At 63.1% G+C, this 16,759-nt stretch carries 25 protein-coding genes; 14 read left to right on the top strand and 11 right to left on the bottom strand.

Features of this window, described 5'->3' with window-relative positions; all coding sequences use genetic code 11:
* Nucleotides 1–53 precede the first annotated feature (53 nt).
* The gene (locus IB262_RS02425; RefSeq protein WP_034793400.1) at nucleotides 54–206 is read left to right on the top strand and encodes a hypothetical protein; all 153 of its coding nucleotides are present in this window, start codon (nucleotides 54–56) and stop codon (nucleotides 204–206) included.
* A gap of 35 nt (nucleotides 207–241) precedes the next feature.
* Here the strand turns inward: IB262_RS02425 and IB262_RS02430 are convergent, their stop codons facing one another.
* From IB262_RS02430 to IB262_RS02440, 3 genes are all read right to left on the bottom strand, one after another.
* The gene (locus tag IB262_RS02430) at nucleotides 242–646 is read right to left on the bottom strand and encodes a hypothetical protein (protein WP_112977143.1); all 405 of its coding nucleotides are present in this window, start codon (nucleotides 644–646) and stop codon (nucleotides 242–244) included.
* A gap of 101 nt (nucleotides 647–747) precedes the next feature.
* Nucleotides 748–939: a hypothetical protein gene (locus IB262_RS02435; RefSeq protein WP_089043599.1), complete on the bottom strand. Its 192-nt coding sequence runs from the start codon at nucleotides 937–939 to the stop codon at nucleotides 748–750.
* Nucleotides 936–1,367 carry a hypothetical protein gene (locus tag IB262_RS02440; RefSeq protein ID WP_112977142.1) on the bottom strand — a complete coding sequence of 144 codons (432 nt, stop codon included), beginning with the start codon at nucleotides 1,365–1,367 and terminating at the stop codon, nucleotides 936–938. The genes IB262_RS02435 and IB262_RS02440 overlap by 4 nt, the downstream gene beginning before the upstream one ends.
* A 241-nt stretch (nucleotides 1,368–1,608) precedes the next feature.
* On the opposite strand from IB262_RS02440, the gene IB262_RS02445 reads away from it, so the two are divergent.
* Both IB262_RS02445 and IB262_RS02450 read left to right on the top strand, forming a co-directional pair.
* Entirely contained in the window at nucleotides 1,609–1,857 is a 249-nt protein-coding gene (locus IB262_RS02445) for a hypothetical protein (RefSeq protein ID WP_034793442.1), read from the top strand.
* 147 nt (nucleotides 1,858–2,004) lie between these two features.
* Nucleotides 2,005–2,385, top strand: a complete 381-nt coding sequence (locus tag IB262_RS02450; RefSeq protein ID WP_210337605.1) for a hypothetical protein — start codon at nucleotides 2,005–2,007, stop codon at nucleotides 2,383–2,385.
* 178 nt (nucleotides 2,386–2,563) lie between these two features.
* Here the strand turns inward: IB262_RS02450 and IB262_RS02455 are convergent, their stop codons facing one another.
* Nucleotides 2,564–3,214, bottom strand: a complete 651-nt coding sequence (locus IB262_RS02455) for a S24 family peptidase (protein WP_082566246.1) — start codon at nucleotides 3,212–3,214, stop codon at nucleotides 2,564–2,566.
* Nucleotides 3,215–4,029: 815 nt separating this feature from the next.
* On the opposite strand from IB262_RS02455, the gene IB262_RS02460 reads away from it, so the two are divergent.
* The 4 genes from IB262_RS02460 (at nucleotide 4,030) to IB262_RS02475 (ending at nucleotide 6,646) form a co-directional block, all read left to right on the top strand.
* Nucleotides 4,030–4,764: a hypothetical protein gene (locus IB262_RS02460; protein ID WP_113079800.1), complete on the top strand. Its 735-nt coding sequence runs from the start codon at nucleotides 4,030–4,032 to the stop codon at nucleotides 4,762–4,764.
* A complete protein-coding gene (locus IB262_RS02465; RefSeq protein WP_162728906.1) occupies nucleotides 4,685–5,371 on the top strand; it encodes a hypothetical protein in 687 nt (228 codons plus the stop codon). The genes IB262_RS02460 and IB262_RS02465 overlap by 80 nt, the downstream gene beginning before the upstream one ends.
* 61 nt (nucleotides 5,372–5,432) lie before the next feature.
* Complete coding sequence (locus IB262_RS02470) at nucleotides 5,433–5,954, top strand: helix-turn-helix domain-containing protein (RefSeq protein WP_162728905.1); 522 nt, start codon at nucleotides 5,433–5,435, stop codon at nucleotides 5,952–5,954.
* Nucleotides 5,955–6,040: 86 nt separating this feature from the next.
* Entirely contained in the window at nucleotides 6,041–6,646 is a 606-nt protein-coding gene (locus IB262_RS02475; protein WP_060583349.1) for a hypothetical protein, read from the top strand.
* Between the two features lie 346 nt (nucleotides 6,647–6,992).
* Here the strand turns inward: IB262_RS02475 and IB262_RS02480 are convergent, their stop codons facing one another.
* On the bottom strand, nucleotides 6,993–7,181 hold the full coding sequence (locus IB262_RS02480; protein WP_162728904.1) for a hypothetical protein: 189 nt from the start codon (nucleotides 7,179–7,181) through the stop codon (nucleotides 6,993–6,995).
* 188 nt (nucleotides 7,182–7,369) lie between these two features.
* Here IB262_RS02480 and IB262_RS02485 point away from each other — a divergent pair, with 188 nt between their 5' ends.
* From IB262_RS02485 to IB262_RS02500, 4 genes are all read left to right on the top strand, one after another.
* On the top strand, nucleotides 7,370–7,651 hold the full coding sequence (locus tag IB262_RS02485; protein ID WP_112977134.1) for a hypothetical protein: 282 nt from the start codon (nucleotides 7,370–7,372) through the stop codon (nucleotides 7,649–7,651).
* Between the two features lie 10 nt (nucleotides 7,652–7,661).
* Entirely contained in the window at nucleotides 7,662–7,880 is a 219-nt protein-coding gene (locus IB262_RS02490; protein WP_034793455.1) for a hypothetical protein, read from the top strand.
* An 8-nt stretch (nucleotides 7,881–7,888) separates the two neighbouring features.
* The gene (locus IB262_RS02495) at nucleotides 7,889–8,074 is read left to right on the top strand and encodes a hypothetical protein (protein ID WP_162727277.1); all 186 of its coding nucleotides are present in this window, start codon (nucleotides 7,889–7,891) and stop codon (nucleotides 8,072–8,074) included.
* 305 nt (nucleotides 8,075–8,379) lie between these two features.
* Nucleotides 8,380–8,586: a hypothetical protein gene (locus IB262_RS02500; protein WP_034793461.1), complete on the top strand. Its 207-nt coding sequence runs from the start codon at nucleotides 8,380–8,382 to the stop codon at nucleotides 8,584–8,586.
* Nucleotides 8,587–8,620: 34 nt separating this feature from the next.
* Here the strand turns inward: IB262_RS02500 and IB262_RS02505 are convergent, their stop codons facing one another.
* Nucleotides 8,621–9,577 carry a hypothetical protein gene (locus IB262_RS02505; RefSeq protein ID WP_112977131.1) on the bottom strand — a complete coding sequence of 319 codons (957 nt, stop codon included), beginning with the start codon at nucleotides 9,575–9,577 and terminating at the stop codon, nucleotides 8,621–8,623.
* Between the two features lie 512 nt (nucleotides 9,578–10,089).
* Between IB262_RS02505 and IB262_RS02510 the strand changes: the two genes are divergently transcribed.
* On the top strand, nucleotides 10,090–11,742 hold the full coding sequence (locus tag IB262_RS02510; RefSeq protein ID WP_112977129.1) for an arylsulfatase: 1,653 nt from the start codon (nucleotides 10,090–10,092) through the stop codon (nucleotides 11,740–11,742).
* A 71-nt stretch (nucleotides 11,743–11,813) separates the two neighbouring features.
* On the opposite strand, the gene IB262_RS02515 is transcribed toward IB262_RS02510, so the two are convergent.
* Nucleotides 11,814–12,395 (bottom strand): dienelactone hydrolase family protein, encoded by a 582-nt coding sequence (locus IB262_RS02515; protein ID WP_112977170.1) that lies wholly within the window; start codon nucleotides 12,393–12,395, stop codon nucleotides 11,814–11,816.
* Nucleotides 12,396–12,581: 186 nt separating this feature from the next.
* Between IB262_RS02515 and IB262_RS02520 the strand changes: the two genes are divergently transcribed.
* Together IB262_RS02520 and IB262_RS02525 are read left to right on the top strand one after the other, a co-directional pair.
* The gene (locus IB262_RS02520) at nucleotides 12,582–13,664 is read left to right on the top strand and encodes a D-alanine--D-alanine ligase family protein (protein WP_112977127.1); all 1,083 of its coding nucleotides are present in this window, start codon (nucleotides 12,582–12,584) and stop codon (nucleotides 13,662–13,664) included.
* Nucleotides 13,665–13,855: 191 nt separating this feature from the next.
* Nucleotides 13,856–14,404 carry a BA14K family protein gene (locus IB262_RS02525; RefSeq protein ID WP_034793472.1) on the top strand — a complete coding sequence of 183 codons (549 nt, stop codon included), beginning with the start codon at nucleotides 13,856–13,858 and terminating at the stop codon, nucleotides 14,402–14,404.
* A gap of 113 nt (nucleotides 14,405–14,517) precedes the next feature.
* Here the strand turns inward: IB262_RS02525 and IB262_RS02530 are convergent, their stop codons facing one another.
* The 4 genes from IB262_RS02530 to IB262_RS02540 form a co-directional block, all read right to left on the bottom strand.
* Nucleotides 14,518–14,817: a hypothetical protein gene (locus tag IB262_RS02530; RefSeq protein WP_162728903.1), complete on the bottom strand. Its 300-nt coding sequence runs from the start codon at nucleotides 14,815–14,817 to the stop codon at nucleotides 14,518–14,520.
* A gap of 405 nt (nucleotides 14,818–15,222) precedes the next feature.
* Nucleotides 15,223–15,354 (bottom strand): hypothetical protein, encoded by a 132-nt coding sequence (locus IB262_RS36420; RefSeq protein WP_255380915.1) that lies wholly within the window; start codon nucleotides 15,352–15,354, stop codon nucleotides 15,223–15,225.
* A 233-nt stretch (nucleotides 15,355–15,587) separates the two neighbouring features.
* Nucleotides 15,588–15,758: a hypothetical protein gene (locus IB262_RS02535; RefSeq protein ID WP_156400691.1), complete on the bottom strand. Its 171-nt coding sequence runs from the start codon at nucleotides 15,756–15,758 to the stop codon at nucleotides 15,588–15,590.
* Nucleotides 15,759–16,373: 615 nt separating this feature from the next.
* A complete protein-coding gene (locus IB262_RS02540) occupies nucleotides 16,374–16,742 on the bottom strand; it encodes a tetratricopeptide repeat protein (protein ID WP_051659282.1) in 369 nt (122 codons plus the stop codon).
* Nucleotides 16,743–16,759: the final 17 nt, after the last annotated feature.

Raw genomic sequence — 16,759 nt, forward strand, 5'->3', positions numbered from 1 at the left:
TGACTTTGCCGGTCGGCGCTTCATTTCCGATTGGGGAAAAGACGGAGACGATCATGTCAAAGGCGATGCTGACGTTCCTGTGCCTGGCGGTGCTTGTGCTTTCGGCTTGCGCCAACACGGCGCGCGGCTTTCGGCAGGACGGTGTCGAAACCGGCCACGCGCTGGACGATGCGACCCATCGCGTGCTGAAATCGACATCGAAGTGACGCGAGACGAGGTGCCCCGGGCTGCGGCGGCCTATCTACCGCGACGGGGCGGTGCTGGCGAGCGCGGGACTTTCAGCGCTGCTGAAGATCACCACGGCAAACAGCAGCACGCCGAGGAAGGCGACGATAGACGCGGCGGCAACGATGGGCTCGATCTCGGGCCTGCCTGTCGTCATCAGATAGAGCGAGGGCACGAGCACCGCGACGCCTGACGTGTAGACATAATACTGGATCAGCGCGAGCCGCCGCTCGGCCTTGGCCGGGTTGAGCGCGTAATAGATGCCGAAGATCGCCATCGTCACCCAGCCGAGCAGGTTCGTATGGGCATGGGCCGGCGTTGCTGCATGGTCCTGGCTGATCGCCATGTGCAGGCCCATGCAGAGGCCGATGATCAGGAAGATGATTGCGGTCTTGAAATAGAGTTGCGCAAGCCTTGGCATGGACTGTCTCCTCCGCGATGCCTTTGCTATCTATTAGCATGTTCGCAAATGATTGGAGATTGCCAATATTGGGCGTGTGGGGGCGTCCGGGCAGGCGAAGGTCAGGCGGGCCGGGCGGTGGTGGCGGCGAGCGTGGCGCGTTTGCGCGTCGCCATGCCGTCGAAGGTGGTGAGCCCCTGGTGCTGCAGGTAAGCCGAAATCGCCGCCTCGATGCCGCGATCGTTGCCGCCTTCGGTTTCCCAGAAGGCTTCGATGGCTGCAAAGAGGGCGGATCTGTCGAGCGTGACGGTCATCGCAGGCTGGTTCCGAACTGCTGGCGGTGGTTGAGGGTGCCGTGGGCGGTTTGGCCGAAAGGCGCGCACTGCGCGCTGAAATCGGCGCACCAGCGTTCCCATGCCTGCGACGTTCGCACGAAAGCGGGCAGTCTGTGTTCCTGCTCGGGGCTCTGGTCGAAACCGTTCAGCCAGGCATCGGCGACGGTCTCGGTAACATCTTCGCCGTGAAGCGCGTCGAGATCGAAGCGGATTAGCCGCTCCACATGCTCGCCGTCATGCACATCGAGCCAGTCGGCTGCGGTTCGGTAGGTGATGCCCGTCGTGTCGGTCTCGTCGCAGAAGGTGCCGGCACCGAGCGTCATCATGGCGAGAATGATTTCTCGGCGATTTAGAAAGGGTGCTGCGCTCATCGCCGTTGCGGCGCCCACGGAGATCGCATCCGACATCGTTCACCTCGTCTGTTCGAGGTGCGCACTGGAACACCCTTCGCGGGTTTCCTGTCGGCCCCTCCGGCTGTGTTTCTGACTCAGATATAGGAAAAATCCTATATGTCAGTCAATAGGAAAAACACTGCCGGCAGGAATTGCCTTGTTCAAGTTGTCGATGACGCACTGTTTGTTCTTGTTTTGTTCGAGTGATTGCGCCACTGTGGGGCCGCCATTCCAGGTGGCGGAAAAGGAGCATGGGATGATCACCTACTTCGTCGTTCAGAGCTTCACACTGGGGAGCCGCGGCGCATTTCTCGCCGACGATCCGGTGCAGGCGACCGGACCCGAGCATGCCCAGCGGCTGGCCGAAAGGCTCGCGGCGACCAAGGTGGGGGTGATTGCCTTCAGCCGCTCGGGCGACCTGGCGACCGGTGAGTTCGAGGATGCCAGGGTGCTCTTTACGATCGGCGACCTGCCCACGGAGATCGAGGAGGCGATGGCGGCGTGACGGCTGTCGCCGGGCAGGGGTGGCCCGTAACGGTCACATCCGTGAGCGGTCGAGAAGGCGCTCACCGCTTGGGCGCCACTCAATGTTCATTGGTTACGAGCCGGGTGCGCCGTGGTAATGTCGTCGCGCAACGTTGGGAGGCGTGAAATGATGTCCGTCGACAGTCGTGCAAGCGGCGAGCCGTCTACCGGTCAATATTGGTCTTCGCCCATTCCGGTTGACGAGGCCGAGTTGAGCCCCGTTCTCCTGCGACAGATCAATTTTTGCGACGACAGGCGCGGATTTCGGGCCTATGTCGTGCAGGTGTTTGCCGATCCTGCCGGGCCTCCAGAGGCCATGTTCGAGCTTGCGTACAATCGCAGGAGCAAGCGCGCCTGCGCCATTTTCGAGGCGGTTCGGGCGGCTGACCTTGGTGGTTCCGGTGATAGGGTCGTCGCTGCGGCCGATCCGATCTGGGTGGTCGCAAACAGCCCTCGGACAGCGGTTGACGCTGCTTTTCAGGCCTTGGTCGATCGGTCTTCCGACTAAGGCAACTCGCTTATTTGTGCTGTTTGCGGCGGCGATGGGCGAGAAATCAAAGACTTAAAGCGCGATGAGGGGGCTGGAAGATTGTGGCGTGCCTTAACGGGCGGCTGCTCGGCGATCCCGACCGGATTGCCGCTCAATCTCTTTAAAATCCTGTGATTGTTTGTGGTGCTCGCCCCGCTTACCGCGCGCTGTATTTGCCGACGACCCGGTGGCAGAAGGACCATTCGACCCGGCTCTCGGTGAACTCCAGGAAGGGGTTGTATTGCCTTAGCGTCCATTCGCGGTCGTTGAACGAGACGAGCCGCTTGATGATTGCCTCGGCATCGTTGGCGGGGGGGACGTGGTAGAGCACCACGTCCTTGTCGCGCGTGGGTGGCAGGTGCGGGTGGACGAGCGCCATGTCGCCCGGCTCATAGGCCGGGATCATCGAGCTGCCGGTGAGGTAGATGCCGTAGGCGCCCTTGACGCCCTCGAGCACGGACGGGCGCTTGACATATTCGACCGCATCGAAGGTGACGATCACATGGCCGTCGCCGCCTTGCGCGGCCGCAAAGATCGGCAGGTCGCGATGGCCGACGAGCTGCTCGCCGGGCACGATCTGCGGCGCAAAACCCGGCGCGCGTCTGGGCGCGGCTTCGCCGGCGGCGGCAGCCCCCTGGATCAGCTCGACGATCGCGCGGGCGTCGCGCTCGCGCAGTTCCCGCGGCGTCTCCCGCTCCACGAACTGCTGGATATAGGCATGGTTCTTCCCGATCGCGATCGACAGATCCTTGTAGGTCGTCTTCTTCGCGTCGACTGCTTCCCGGATGAGGTGGCGCAATTCGTCCATGGCACTGGCATCCCAGATTCCGTTTCCGTCGTCCAATAGGATTTTTCCTCTTGATGACAATAAGAAATCCTACTATGAATAGGATGTCAACGGAAATGAGCGGCAGAAACCGCTGCAGCAACCGTCACGGCGCCCAGTGGGCCAGCAAGCGGACTGGATGCGGATGATCGATCCGTCTCAGCCGATGCCGACCAGGGGGGCGCATTCAGCATCGATCGCCGCATCTTGTGCGGTGGTCCAGGCGAGAGGCCGTCGCTTCCTCCCCGGCGACCTCTCGCTTTTCCAATCGATGCCGGCGCGCCGGCGCATGGTTGCCACGCGGGCCGATGACGGTCCGTGGTCGGTGACGTGCGCCACGTCGGTGGAGAGCAGCCGGCGCGCAGCCAGTGCGTGCCGGCGGCGCCAAGGTCACGGGTTTCGGCCGTTGCAGTGCCTCCTTCGGCGGAGGCGTGGCCCCCCTGACACCGGGAGGGGACAGCGAAGGCGATCGGCTGCTTGCCTGACGGTGGGCGGCAAGGCGACCGGCCGGTGACGGGAAGAACAATCGGAAGCGGGCGCGCGGCAGGCGCGACGAATGGCCGTGCCGATGGGCACGGCCAAAGGGGAAAGCATGGGAAGCGGCATGGCTGACAATGATTTGACAGGGAAGGCGCCGGGAGGGCGCGGGGTTTTGCCGACGTGTGAAACTCCGGGGCGGCTGGCGACCGGGGACGTCGGTTCCAAGGCCGGGCTTCGTCGTCCAAGCCGGGTGGCGGGCGTCTTCTCCCGCCAGGTGGTGCGCTCTCCTTTCCGCCGGCCGGCGAGGGCTTGAGCGCATGCGCATTACCGCAATCGTCGAAGCCCTGGTTCAATCGGGCGCGTCGCCCGAGATGATCCTTTCTGCCGTGCGCGCTGCCGAGGCGGGGCACGTATCCGAGATCGAGCGCCGCCGGGCGGGCGACCGCGAAAGGCAGCAGCGCCGTCGGGCCCGCGTGACGTCACGCGATGTCACGGTGACGGCCGACGGTGCCCTCTCTGATAAAGAAAGCTCCCCCGCACCCCCTAAAGAAACTAACTCTCCCGACCCGAATCCGGGTGGGGACGCCGACCGGCCGGTTCCGGCTGCAGCGGTTCCGGATGCGGCAGGCTCGCGGCGCAACGGGAGCGGCCGGGCGATGCGGCTGCCTGAAGATTTCGAGCCCGACTGGGGCTTTGCCGCCGGCCTCGGCTTCGGCCGGGCCGAGGCCGGCGTCGAGTTCGACAAGTTCCGCGACTACTGGCGCGCCAAATCCGGACGCGATGCGACCAAGCTCGACTGGGCTGCCACCTGGCGAAACTGGATGCGCAATGCCGGCGGCCGCGGGTTGCGCGGTGGCGGGCAGGCCCGTCGCGGCCATCACCCCCAGGCGCCGCCACACGAGACCGCCTTTGCCCGCCATCAGCGGGAATGCAGGCAGACAATCGAAAACCAACTGAACGGAAACGAGAACAATGACCTATTCAGAGATGATGATTTCGCCGGCGGAGGCCCGGCTTTCGACCTTGGGCCGGGAGATTACCGCGCTCACTGAGCGGCTGGCTTGCGTCAACGAGGCGGCGGTGCTGCGCAGCCTCGATGCGATGCAGACGGCCGGCATGACCATGCCCCCGACGATCGAGCCGAGGAAGGTCATTGCGGTCTACCACTATGCGCTTTCGGGCGTGCCGGCCTCGGGTCTTTCGGCGGCGACGCAGAAACTGATCCGCGGCGACTATGCCGCCAATCCCAACGTGCTTCTCGGCACGATTCCCAAGCCGCCGGTGCTGGCAGCGCTCGCCAAGGCGGAGGCGCTGGGTCTCAGGGCGGATCTTGCCCGCAAACGCGAGATGGTTGCGGCGCTGACGCCGCGCCCGGCCGACGATCTGCGATCGCCGGCAAGCCGCAGCCGGGTGCGGGCGCTGGTCGAAAGCTTCCGTCAGGCGCATGCGGCAGCGAAGGCCGGGCGGGATGCAGTTTCCTCCGACGGGCGGGCGCAAGGCGCGAACGTCCCGACCGAAAGCGCAGCTGATAGGCAGCCGGATGATACGGCCCCGCAAAATCCGGCGGCGCGGAATGCGTTTCGCGACTGGCTCGTGTCCGGCGTCGAGCGTGCAAATCTCAATCCAGCCGTTTCGAGGGAGGCTTTCCATGCGGTCTGAAGGCACTGAATTGACGACAGGACAGGCACCGGGCCGCGCAGCGGAAGGGTTGGCGGAAAGGATGCTCTCGGGGGACGAAGCGGGGGGCGCGGCTGCAAAACCGGCGACGCTCGACGATCTCGTCGGCATCGTCGCCGTTCAGGTGCGGGCGCAGGCGAGCCGGATCCAGGAGTTGGAACTGGCGCTCGCCGATGCCGAGGCGCGTATCCTCTCTCAGGCGCGGCTGATCTGCGGTGCCACGGCCGCGGCAAACAGCGATCTGTTCAACCGCCGGCCGGTGCGGGCGATTATCGAGGAGGTGCTTGGCGCCTATCCTGGGATCAGCTTTGAGGACATCATCGGGGTTGGCCGCGAGCGGCGGCTGGTCGAGCCGCGGCACCGCTGCATGACCGCCGTTTACGACGAGCGCCCGGATCTATCGCTGCCGGCGCTCGGGCGGATCTTTCGGCGCGACCACACCTCGGTGCTGCACGCCGTCAACAAGCGCGAGCCCGGCAATGCGCGGCGGCGCGGACGGACCCAGCAGCCGGGCCGCTTGCCCGCGAATGCCGGTGCCGACGGGATCGGCGCGCCGGCATTTTGATTTTCCGACGAATTTCAGTCCCGCCCGCGGCCGCAGACACATGCAGCGGGCGAGGGCACATGCAGATTGCAAAAGGAGAAGAGACCATGACATCCAAGGCAGAGCGCATCCGCATCAAGCGCGCCAGCCGGGCGGGCCGGCCGCGCAAGGCCAATGTGGCGCGCTATCCGGGCGGGCAGATCAAGCATGGCGAAAGCGAGCGCGAGGTCTGCTCCGTGGCGCTGGACGCGCGCCGGCGCATGCATTTTTCCGGCAGGCGCGATGCCGATGTTGCCAGCCCCTTTGCCGGCTACACGCTCGGTCGCATGTTCCTCGACGGCAAGCTGACGGCGCATGAGCGCGAGGCGGGCGACGAATACAGCCGGCAGATGGCGCGCTACTACAGCCTCACCGGCATTCCTTTCCCGAGCGTGCGGGCCCAATCGCTGTTCGACGTGAAGGGTTTTGCCGGCGAGACGAGCGCCGAGCGCGCCCGCGGCGCCCGCCAGGCGGCGAACCGGATGATGGAGCTGGAAGGCGTGCTCTTGAAACTGCCGGACGGGCCGCAGGTGAAGACCACTGTCTTCAACGTCTGCATCATGGACTACGAGATGCTGCGCACCATGCCGGAACCGCAGCTCGCCTGGCTGAAGCGCGGGCTGATGGAGCTGCACTGGCAGCTGGGGCTTTCGCGGGAAAAGGAAGGGGCGTGAACGCGAGCGGCGCGGATCGGCCGCTGCCAGTGGCGCGGTTTCAAGCCCGGCTCGCGCTTCGCAGCGCCGCTTGCCGCGATGCGGGTTCGAATGCCCTCGCGTCAGCGCGGCTGCGCACCGCGACGAGCGTCGCATGTTCGGCTGAACACGCGACGCTCGAACCGGCCTGAGGGGCGGGCGGACGCGACCGGAGCCGTGTGGATGGGGCGCGCGGCGGTCTCTCAGGCACGGTAACGATTATCCCCGGAAGGCTCTTCCCTCGGTCGTGGCGGCCACCTCCGGTTCGTAGGAAAACATCATGCAGGTGAGCGCTGAACGTTTCGCTGCTCGCAATTGCCGTGTCGCTTTAGGCTTTTGACCACGGATGTACTGGCACTGGTGTAAGAGCGATGATGAGGAAGGTCGGTGCGATTTCGCCCCGGGCTTTCTCGTTGACCGCATGCGAGACTTTCGCGTCATTGATGCGGCCGATTGCTTCGTCAGCGGTCGCCAGCCGCCTGCGCCCGGGTATCCAGGCCACGAAGATCTGCCTCATCTTGGCCTTGAATAGACCTCAATTGACGCGCACCCTGATTAAATCGATTTAAGCCTGCTTGGCTTCTCGCGGCGTCAGAACCTCGACCCGCCATTTCCCCCTTAGATCGCCGCGTCGTAGCGCTGCCGCACGCAGCGGTATCAAACGAGATCGCGTGCCGGCGACTGCCGGTATCGGGAGGAGATGTCATGTTCGACCGAACGATTCACCGGACAATCCATTTCGACCGACCGTTCAGATTGCCGGGCGTCGATGAGACGATGGTCGCCGGCGCCTACGAAATCGATGACGACGAGGTGCCGATCGAAGGGCTTTCCTGGCTCGCCTACCGCCGTGTTGCCACCTTCATCAAGTTGCCCGCGACAGTCGAGAACCACTACCGAATGCGGTTGATACAAATCGAACCCGACGAGTTGGCGCGTTTGGTGGCGCTCAGCGGCGCCGAGATATCAGATGCGCCCGGACAGTGAGGATAGAACCATGTCCCAACATCGCTATCCCGTCGGACTGTCCGTTCGCCTGCGAGACCGTCATAATCTCTCACCGAGAACCGCCGAAACCTATCGCATCACCGCAAAGATGCCGCTACGCGACAACGCCCCTCAATATCGAATTCGCAACGATGAACTCGGACAGGAGCGGGTCAGCGCTGAAAGCAATCTGGAACCGATCGACTGGGGAATGACCCGCAGCCACTGAGGAATGCCATGCGCTATGTCGAAACATTGAAGCGACTATTCCGGGTTAAACCTGAAATCCGTCACCTTGGTCTTGTGCTGACAGTCGCAAAGCCGGCCAGTCAAAAGGCACGCGACAGGCCGCAGGAACGTCATGACAGCTCCGGCATATTGAAGCGCAGCCGGGATACGCAGGAGCGCCACCGGCTTTTGTAGAGCAACTGATCTGCGTCAAGACAAGGAGATAGACGCCAATGAAATCGCTCCATCGCACACATCAGATTGGCCTCGCGCTTTGGCTGCGAAACGGTGGGGCAACCGGCAACACGGGCGAACTCGATCAATATGGCAGGCGTGTGGAACGCGACGGGTCCTGGACGGGAGCACGGTTGTATATCGGCTCCTGGACTATGGCCGGCCTCGACCAGCAATTTGGCCTCCGCTGTGCTTCTCAACGCACCACAGCGGGCCTGAAGAAGACGAGGTAAACGCCCGTGTCTGACGCGAATGGAAATGTCTTGATGAGCGTCGCGGAAATCGAGCTGCTGCGGTGTGTGTTCGAGGCGACCTGCGCGGAGCACCAGATACCGCGGGAGGGAAGCTGCGCCGAACATCTTGCCCGGTTTCTTATGTTCGAGTTCAATTTGTCTACCTCAACCGAAAGCTCTCTCCTGGCAGCCGTCGATGAGGTCTATCTCCGACGCGCTCCGCCCCACGAGGAAAGCTAAGCAACGCGCAGCCGGCGGAATAACATCGCCTATCCTACCCTACGAGGCTCCTCGCAACCTTCCGTTCGCGCAGGATGCGAGCGTCGAGTTCCTTCAGCCGGTGCGTGAGGGCGGGATCGCCGGGCAGGAGGGCGAGAGCCTTCGCCAGCATATTGCGTGCGGTGACGAGATCGCCGTCGCGGATGTGGCGATTGGCGCGGTGATAAAGGAAGTTGACCCGCTCCGTTGGCGCAAAACGGTCGCCGAAGCGGGCGTCGAGCGCGTCGGACCAGGCGGGATGCCGGGCCATGGCGGCGACGGCGACCTGATAGGGGCGCATGGGCGCATCGACCCGGGCGGCGCGGGCAAGACCCCGCAGGGTGGAATGATCCTCGGCGCGGCAGGCGGCGATCAGGGAAAGTGCGCGTTCGGTGCCGGTAAAGACGCGGACGGTGCCGTGGCCGGTCATGTGAACGCGCACGAGATGCGTCTCGGCCTGAAGTGCTGCGATGCGCTCGGCGTGGCGGCGATCTATCGCGTGGAAGGGATCATAAAAAATGAAGGCGCGGCCGGCGGCCTGATCGGCCGAAATGCCCATATTGGCGTGCAGATCGGGCGAAAAATGCCGGAGGAAGCGATTGTCGTAGGGGACGGATTTCGGGTCGATCGAGACCTGCGGGCAAAAGGCGATGGCCGTGGTGGCATTGAAGCGCCGGCGATAGCGAAGCGCCGCATAACCACCCTGCGAATGGCCGTACAGAATGCGCTCGGGAGCTGCATTCAGAATGGGTGCTGCGGCTTCGACCGCCTTGACCACGCTTGCCGCCGGAAACCAGTTGGGCCGCCTACTGATGAAGCCGAGGGCTGAGATGTCGGCCCTCTCGCAAAAGCGCTGGCCCCAGTAGCGGCTGCCGTTTGCCTGGATCTCCATCTCGTTGAAGGTCACCAGCAGATAGGGGGATGAACCCGGTCGATGGATGACTTCAAGATTTTCGTCCGAGTAGATCAGCACGGTTACTCCAAAACAATTTCAATTCTTGCAGCAATATTATTTGAAAGTTCGAGAATGATTTGCGGTCACCTCGGATTTCTTCAGTATTGCGTATTTGTATCAGATTTCCAGTGCCTGGATCTTTCTGCAAGGCAAATCCAAGAATGAGGTCCGTTCGCGGCTCAAGGGAGGCTCGTTTCCGGTCGATTTCGGCCCGATGCGGTCACTGCGCCACCGGTTGAGCGCCCACGTTTATGGCGTTCGTTACAGTTACGTACTTGATTGCCCGCGCGAAAGGAGCAGCATGCCCGCGCAGACGGCAACGGCCTTTCGCAATCGGTCGTGAGTTGCCGTTTTGGCAGCCGAAATTTGTTTGAAAATTCAGGCATGGCTTTGCGCGTCGAACCTCAATGGAGACGTGCTTCTTCCCAGATCAGTTTTTCGCGCGATGGCTCATCGCAGGAAGGAACCTGACAATGATAAAGGCATCTGATCATTCAAATTCGTCCCGCTGCGTGTCGAGGACTTTTCCGATGAAACTTCTGGCGTCGTGCGTGGCAGGGCTGAGCATTGTCGCTGGCCTGTCAACCCCGGCGCGTGCGCAGCAAGCGACACCAAAACCCAACATCCTTCTGATCGTTTCCGATGACACCGGCTACGGAGACCTCGGCCCCTATGGCGGCGGTGAAGGACGAGGCATGCCGACACCCAACATCGACAAGCTGGCCGAACAGGGCATGCTGTTTTATGATTTCTATGCCCAGCCGAGCTGCACGCCAGGTCGCGCCGCCATGATCACCGGGCGTATTCCCAACCGCAGCGGCATGACGACAGTTGCATTCCAGGGGGAAGGCGGCGGTCTTCCGGCGGCCGAATGGACGCTCGCGTCCGTGTTGAAGCTCGGCGGGTACCAGACCTATTTCACCGGCAAATGGCATTTGGGCGAGGCGGACTATGCCTTGCCGAACGCCCATGGCTTCGACGTCATGAAGTATTGCGGCCTTTACCACCTCAACGCCTACACCTACGCCGACCCGACCTGGTTCCCGGATATGGACCCCAAGCTCAGGGCCATGTTCCAGAAGGTCACCAAGGGCGCGCTCTCCGGTAAGGCCGGCGAAACGGCGGTCGAGGACTTCAAGATCAACGGCCAGTATGTCGACACGCCCACGGTCAATGGCGCGGCAGGGGTCGTCGGCATCCCCTATTTCGACAGCTACGTCGAAAAGGCGGCCATCGAGTTTCTCGACGACGCGGCGAAATCCGACAAGCCGTTCTTCATCGACGTCAACTTCATGAAGGTGCACCAGCCGAACATGCCGGCGCCCGAGTTCGAGCATAAATCGCTGTCAAAGTCGAAATATGCCGACAGCATCGTGGAGCTGGACACCCGCATCGGCCGCATCATGGACAAGCTGCGCGAGACCGGCCTCGACAAGAATACGCTGGTCTTCTACACGACCGACAATGGCGCCTGGCAGGATGTATATCCCGACGCCGGCTATACGCCGTTTCGTGGCACCAAGGGCACGGTGCGCGAGGGTGGCAACCGCGTTCCCGCCATCGCCGTCTGGCCGGGCAAGATCAAGGCCGGCTCCAAGAACCATGACATCGTCGGCGGCCTCGACCTGATGGCGACATTTGCTTCGGTTGCCGGTGTCGCTCTGCCGGACAAGGACCGCGAGGGCCAGCCGATCATCTTCGACAGCTTCGACATGTCGCCGGTCCTGCTTGGAACCGGCAAGTCGGAACGGAACTCATGGTTCTATTTCACCGAGAACGAACTGTCTCCCGGCGCTGCCCGCGTCGGCAACTACAAGGCGGTGTTCAACCTGCGTGGCGACAATGGACAGGCGACCGGCGGCCTTGCCGTCGACAGCAATCAGGGCTGGAAGGGTCCGAACAAATATGTGGCGACGGTGCCGCAGATCTTCGACCTCTGGCAGGACCCGCAGGAGCGCTACGACATCTTCATGAACAACTACACCGAGCGCACCTGGACGATGGTGACCATCAGCGACTCCATCAAGCAATTGATGATGACCTACGTGAAATATCCACCGCGCAAGCTTCAAAGCGGGACCTATACCGGTCCGATCGAAATCTCGAAGTATCAGCAGTTCCAGTGGCTGCGCGATGAGCTCGGCAAGGAAGGCTTCAGTCTGCCGATGCCGACCGGCAACTGAACCGGAAAATGAGAAGCGGCGCTGTCTGATCACGGCAGCGCCGCTCGATCGTCGGGCTTTCGAGGCGCCGGTCAGATCCGCTCGAGGAAGGCAAGTAACCGTTTCATCGCCAGCGCAGTTGCCGCCGCGTCATAGGAGGGCAGCGAGCTGTCGGCGAAGTAGTGCTGGTCGCCCGGATAGAGGAACAGTTCGGCGTCCTCTGCCTTCTCGACGATCTCGCGGGCGGCGTCGACATCGCCTTCGCCGACGAAGATCGGGTCGTTGTCCATGCCGTGGATTTGAACGGGTACGCCGGCCGGCCAGGGGCCGAATGACCACTGGCCACTGATCGGGATGCAGGAGTAAAAGAGCAGGGCGCCGCGGGCGCCGGGGCGGGTCTGGGCGAGTTTCTGAGCCGGCAGGACACCGAAGGAGAAGCCGGCATAGACGAGGTTTTCGGGGAGGGCATCGGCGAGGCGCACGCCGCGCTCGCGCATCTCTTCAAAGCCGACCGCCTCGATATGGGCAACGCCCTCCTCGATGCTCGCGAATGTACGTCCTTCGAAGAGATCGGGCAGGTGGACGACGTGCCCGGCCGCGCGCAGGTCGCCGGCAAAAGCGTGCATGCCGGGTGTCAGCCCCTGGGCATGGTGGAATACGAGGACCTCGGCCATCGGCAGCTTCTCCTTCAAACCAGTGTTCGCGCATCAATTGTATTTCGTTCGGCGGAATTCAAGCGGCAAGGGTGCCCTTAAGGAAAATATTCCTTCCACGCTGATGCCGCCTCTCTCGACCTTTTCTTGCCATCTTCGCTCGCTTGGTTGCGCACGATGCACCACGATTCTGGAGGGAAAAGGATCATGACAGGTAAGTTGCGCATTGCCGTGCTGTTCGGTGGCCGGTCGGCGGAGCATGAGGTTTCGCTGATGTCGGCGCGCAACGCCGTCGCGGCGCTCGATCGGACGCGCTACGAGATCGTGCCGATCGGGATCGCCAGGGATGGCCGCTGGATGCTGGTCGATCTCGAAGACGGGGAACTGCCGAAGGCGATCCCCGCGTCGGGAACGCAGGTGGCGCTAATCCCCGGCGGGCGGGGGCGGGCGGTCACCATCGCGGCCGACGGCCGCCAAGGGCTGCTGCCGGCGATCGATCTGATCTTTCCGGTTCTGCATGGTCCCTTCGGCGAAGACGGGACGGTGCAAGGCTATGCGGAAACAGCCGATGTCGCCTATGTCGGCTGCGGTGTCGCGGCTTCGGCGGTCGCCATGGACAAGGCGCTCGCCAAGCGCCTGCTGGTCGCCGAAGGCATTGCCGTTGCGCGGGCGATCGGCCTTCATGCGGGCGACGCCTATTCAAGCGAGACCATCCTCGAAAGCCTGGGACTGCCGGTTTTCGTCAAGCCGGCGCGGCAGGGATCTTCCGTCGGCGTCAGCCGCGTCGACAGTCTGGACGCGCTTCAGGCGGCGCTTAACGAGGCGTTCCGGCACGACGACAAGGTGTTGATCGAGGAGTTCGTTCAGGCCCGCGAGATCGAGTGCTCGGTGCTGGAGGATGCGAAGGGACAGCTCACCGTCTCGCGACCGGGCGAAATCATTCCGGCTGCGAGCCACGGTTTCTACAGCTACGACGCCAAATATGTCGATGCCGGCGGCGCAGTCGTTCAGGCGCCCGCCAAACTCTCCGAGGAGGTGATCGCCGAGGCCAAGGACATGGCCGCGCGGGCATTCCGGGCGCTTGACTGCGCGGGGATGGCGCGGGTGGACTTCTTCCTGCGCGCCGATGGAAGCCTCATGATCAACGAAATCAACACCATTCCCGGCTTCACCAATATCAGCATGTATGCCAAGGCGCTGGCAGCCGACGGCATCGCCTACGGCCAGGTGGTGGAGACGCTGATCGCCCATGCGCTGAAGCTGCGCGGCAAGGCGGGCGCGCGCACCTGAGGGGATGACAGGGGCAACCCGGGTATGGCAGGCCATCGCCGGGGATGGCGGGCTTGCCGGGCGGCAGTGTCACCCTGGAGTATTGCGATGCTACCTATGAGTTGCGATCCATATTAGGATTGTCGCATTCATTGTGGGTTCACGTCGCCCCGGCCAAAACTCGCACCTGTTACAAACGGACAGGTGATGAAATGAAGAAGATTGGCATCGTCGTGCTTGCGGCGATAACGGCTCTTTCGGGCATCACGCCGGCAAACGCCCTGCCGGCTGTTGCCATCGAGCGGGTGCAGAAGAGCGACGTTCAATTGGTGCAGCACCGGGAATGGAACGGCGGTCACCATCGCCGGCGTCCGCCGGGCTGGCACGGCGGCTATCGCCCGCGCCCCGGCTGGGATGGCGGTTACCGCCCGCGGCCAGGCTGGCATGGCGGCTATCGTCCGCGTCCGGGTTGGGACGGCGGCTACCGCTATGGCTACTATAACGGCCACCGCGGCTATCGCTACGAGCGCTACGGCTATCGCCGCCACAATGACGGCTGGTGGTATCCGCTGGCGGCCTTCGGCACCGGAGTCATCATCGGTGGCGCGATCGCCGCTCCGCCAGCGCGTCGCTACGAGACCGGCGTCAACCCGCGCCATGCCGACTGGTGCTATGCGCGCTATCGCTCCTACCGTGCCTGGGACAACTCGTTCCAGCCCTATGGTGGCCCGCGCCAGCAGTGCTATTCGCCCTACTTCTGAGGCGAGCGTGTTTTAAGGAGGCCCGCCGGTCGCTGACCGGCGGGCCTCTTTTTGTTTTCTGGCATTCACATGCGCTGAGGGAAAGCGGCCCGGCATGGGTGAGAACGCAGCCTCTATCGACTGCTGCGCGGCATCTCCTCGTCGAAGCGGGTTTTCTCGCGCCCCGGATCATCCTCGAGGATTTTCTCTTCGCGGTCGTCAGGCAGTGCATCGTCCGGATCGACATTGGCTTCGTCGTGGCTCGGAATGGGCGGCACGCGACCCTGGTCGACCGGCGTCGGATCGTCTCCCGCGGGAAGCTGGTCGACGGGGAGCGGCGGGATCTTACCGATCGGCACTGCGCGTGTTTCGCCAGACGGGGGCACGTCTTCCGGTGTCTCTCGGTCGCGGGATTTCGGGTTTGCCTTGTTCATCGTCGCATCTCCTTGCTGGCGGTCTGCCAGGAATAAGCCGAGGCGAGCGGAAAAGGTTCCGGTCTGGGCGTTCAAGATCTCAAGATTGAAGGTGGTTCAATGAGGGGGCGTGGCCGTGCGGATTGGGGGACATCGCATCCGGCTCCTGTCGTTTTTCAAGTCTTGGTCCGCGATGCAATCGGCATCCCAAGCACGCGCTATCGAGCCAGACATCCTGTCGATGATATCGGGGCGAACTCTGCCGCGTCCATTCTAGCCGGAATTGTAAACACCGGTCGCGCGTTTGCAGGGGAGGCGTCTGCTAGGAATCGCTCATTGCGGCAACCCCGCGAAGAGGCAGACAAGCGGAGCGGCCGCGGACCGGCGAGGTCGGAAAAGCCCGGTCTTCTAGAACTTCAACGTCTTCTAGAACTTCAACCGGGCGTCGTCATGTTCGGGAGGGCGGTGCGCGTCCTTGCGACGAAACCCGTAGGCGAGCGCGAGCCCCAGAATTGCGGAGCCGACGACGATGGCGGCGAGTGCGAAGAAATTCTCCATGGCATTTTCCTCCCGAGGGGAAGCTTAACACAGAATGCGCGCAAACAAATGGCGCGGCAGCGAGAATGCGCGTCATGGTTACTCAACGCATGTCGGCCCAAGATGTTCAATCCGATTGGCTTCGGTGCGCGGTGCGTTCGGCCGAGGCTTTGCACGGGAGCGACACTGCGGGCGGGCGATCTGGACCAACGTCGAGCCCCGCCAGCTTCGCCGTCTACGAAGCATCAGCGACCTCAATAACCGCCAGCACCGCCGCCGCCCTGACTCATGCCCTGGACGCCTTGCATGCCCTGGTAACTGGGGCTCGGAGCAGGAGTGCTGGTGCGGCTCGCCTGGTCGGTGGTGCAGCCGGCAGCCGCAAGAAGCGCCGCGCAAAGAGCGGCGATCAGGTATTGTCGTGTCATGGGTACCTCCCGTGGTCGTGGGAGCGGCATCAACCGCTTCCGCATCGAAACGGATCAACCATGCCGCCGCCGGCCCCGGATCCGTTGAGGAAGGAGACATGGCGCCAGCGGCCTTGCATGGCGCTCGCGATTGTACCACCGATCGCGCACATGGGCTGGCAAAGAGGCGGGGCGGGGGTAAAGGAAAAAAACGAACAAAACGGAAACAAATTTTGGCAAAGGGGATTGCCAAGCGACCGGAAGCGGGCTAAGGATATTACAGGCTGGCCGTTTCGTCATTGAAGCGGCCTTTTTGATTCCGGCGGATTGGCGCGGCCTTGCCTGGGCGCTGATGCCGATATCCAAAAAACTCAAATCCGCGCCGGCGCCGGCTGCGACCGCTGAGACGCGGGTGACGACGGCCGCTACGGCGTCACGGCGCTTCGCGATTTTTCGGATCCGCACTTGGGCTTCACGTCCTCGGCGCCCGCATGCTGCTGTCGCAAGATCGCTGCATGTTCTGGTGCGAAAGCCCTAAAGCTGGTCGCGTGGAAAGGGCTCACGCGACAGGCTTTAAGATCTTGTTTTTATGCATGTCGTTGCGGCAATACCGCTGCCCACTTTTACGCAAAAGCCTTAGGCTTCCTGCTTGGCAATCTTGCCGGTGACGGAGGCGCCGGTCTCATGTCGCGGGCGGGGCTGCCCGATGCTGCGCAGCCAGCGCGAGGCTTCCTTCGGATCGCGCTCGACGCCGAGGCCTCTCTGATAGATGGTCACGAGGCGGGCCTGGGCAGCCGGATGACCCTGGCGGGCGGCCTGGCGGTTCCAATGAAGCGAGGCCGCATAGTGTTCCGCGCCGCCATCGTTGAAATAGATTTCGGCGAGTTTCGCCTGGGCATCGACATTTCCTGACGTCGCCAGTTCAAGCAACCTGGGCGAGATATTCGTTGCGGACGGCCGCGGGGTGAAAATGGTCTTCAACTTGCTGAACGTGTTGCGGATCATCTGGCACCTGTTGCATT

The sequence above is a fragment of the Ensifer sp. ENS02 genome (assembly GCF_014851885.1).
Taxonomy (GTDB): Bacteria; Pseudomonadota; Alphaproteobacteria; order Rhizobiales; family Rhizobiaceae; genus Ensifer; species Ensifer adhaerens.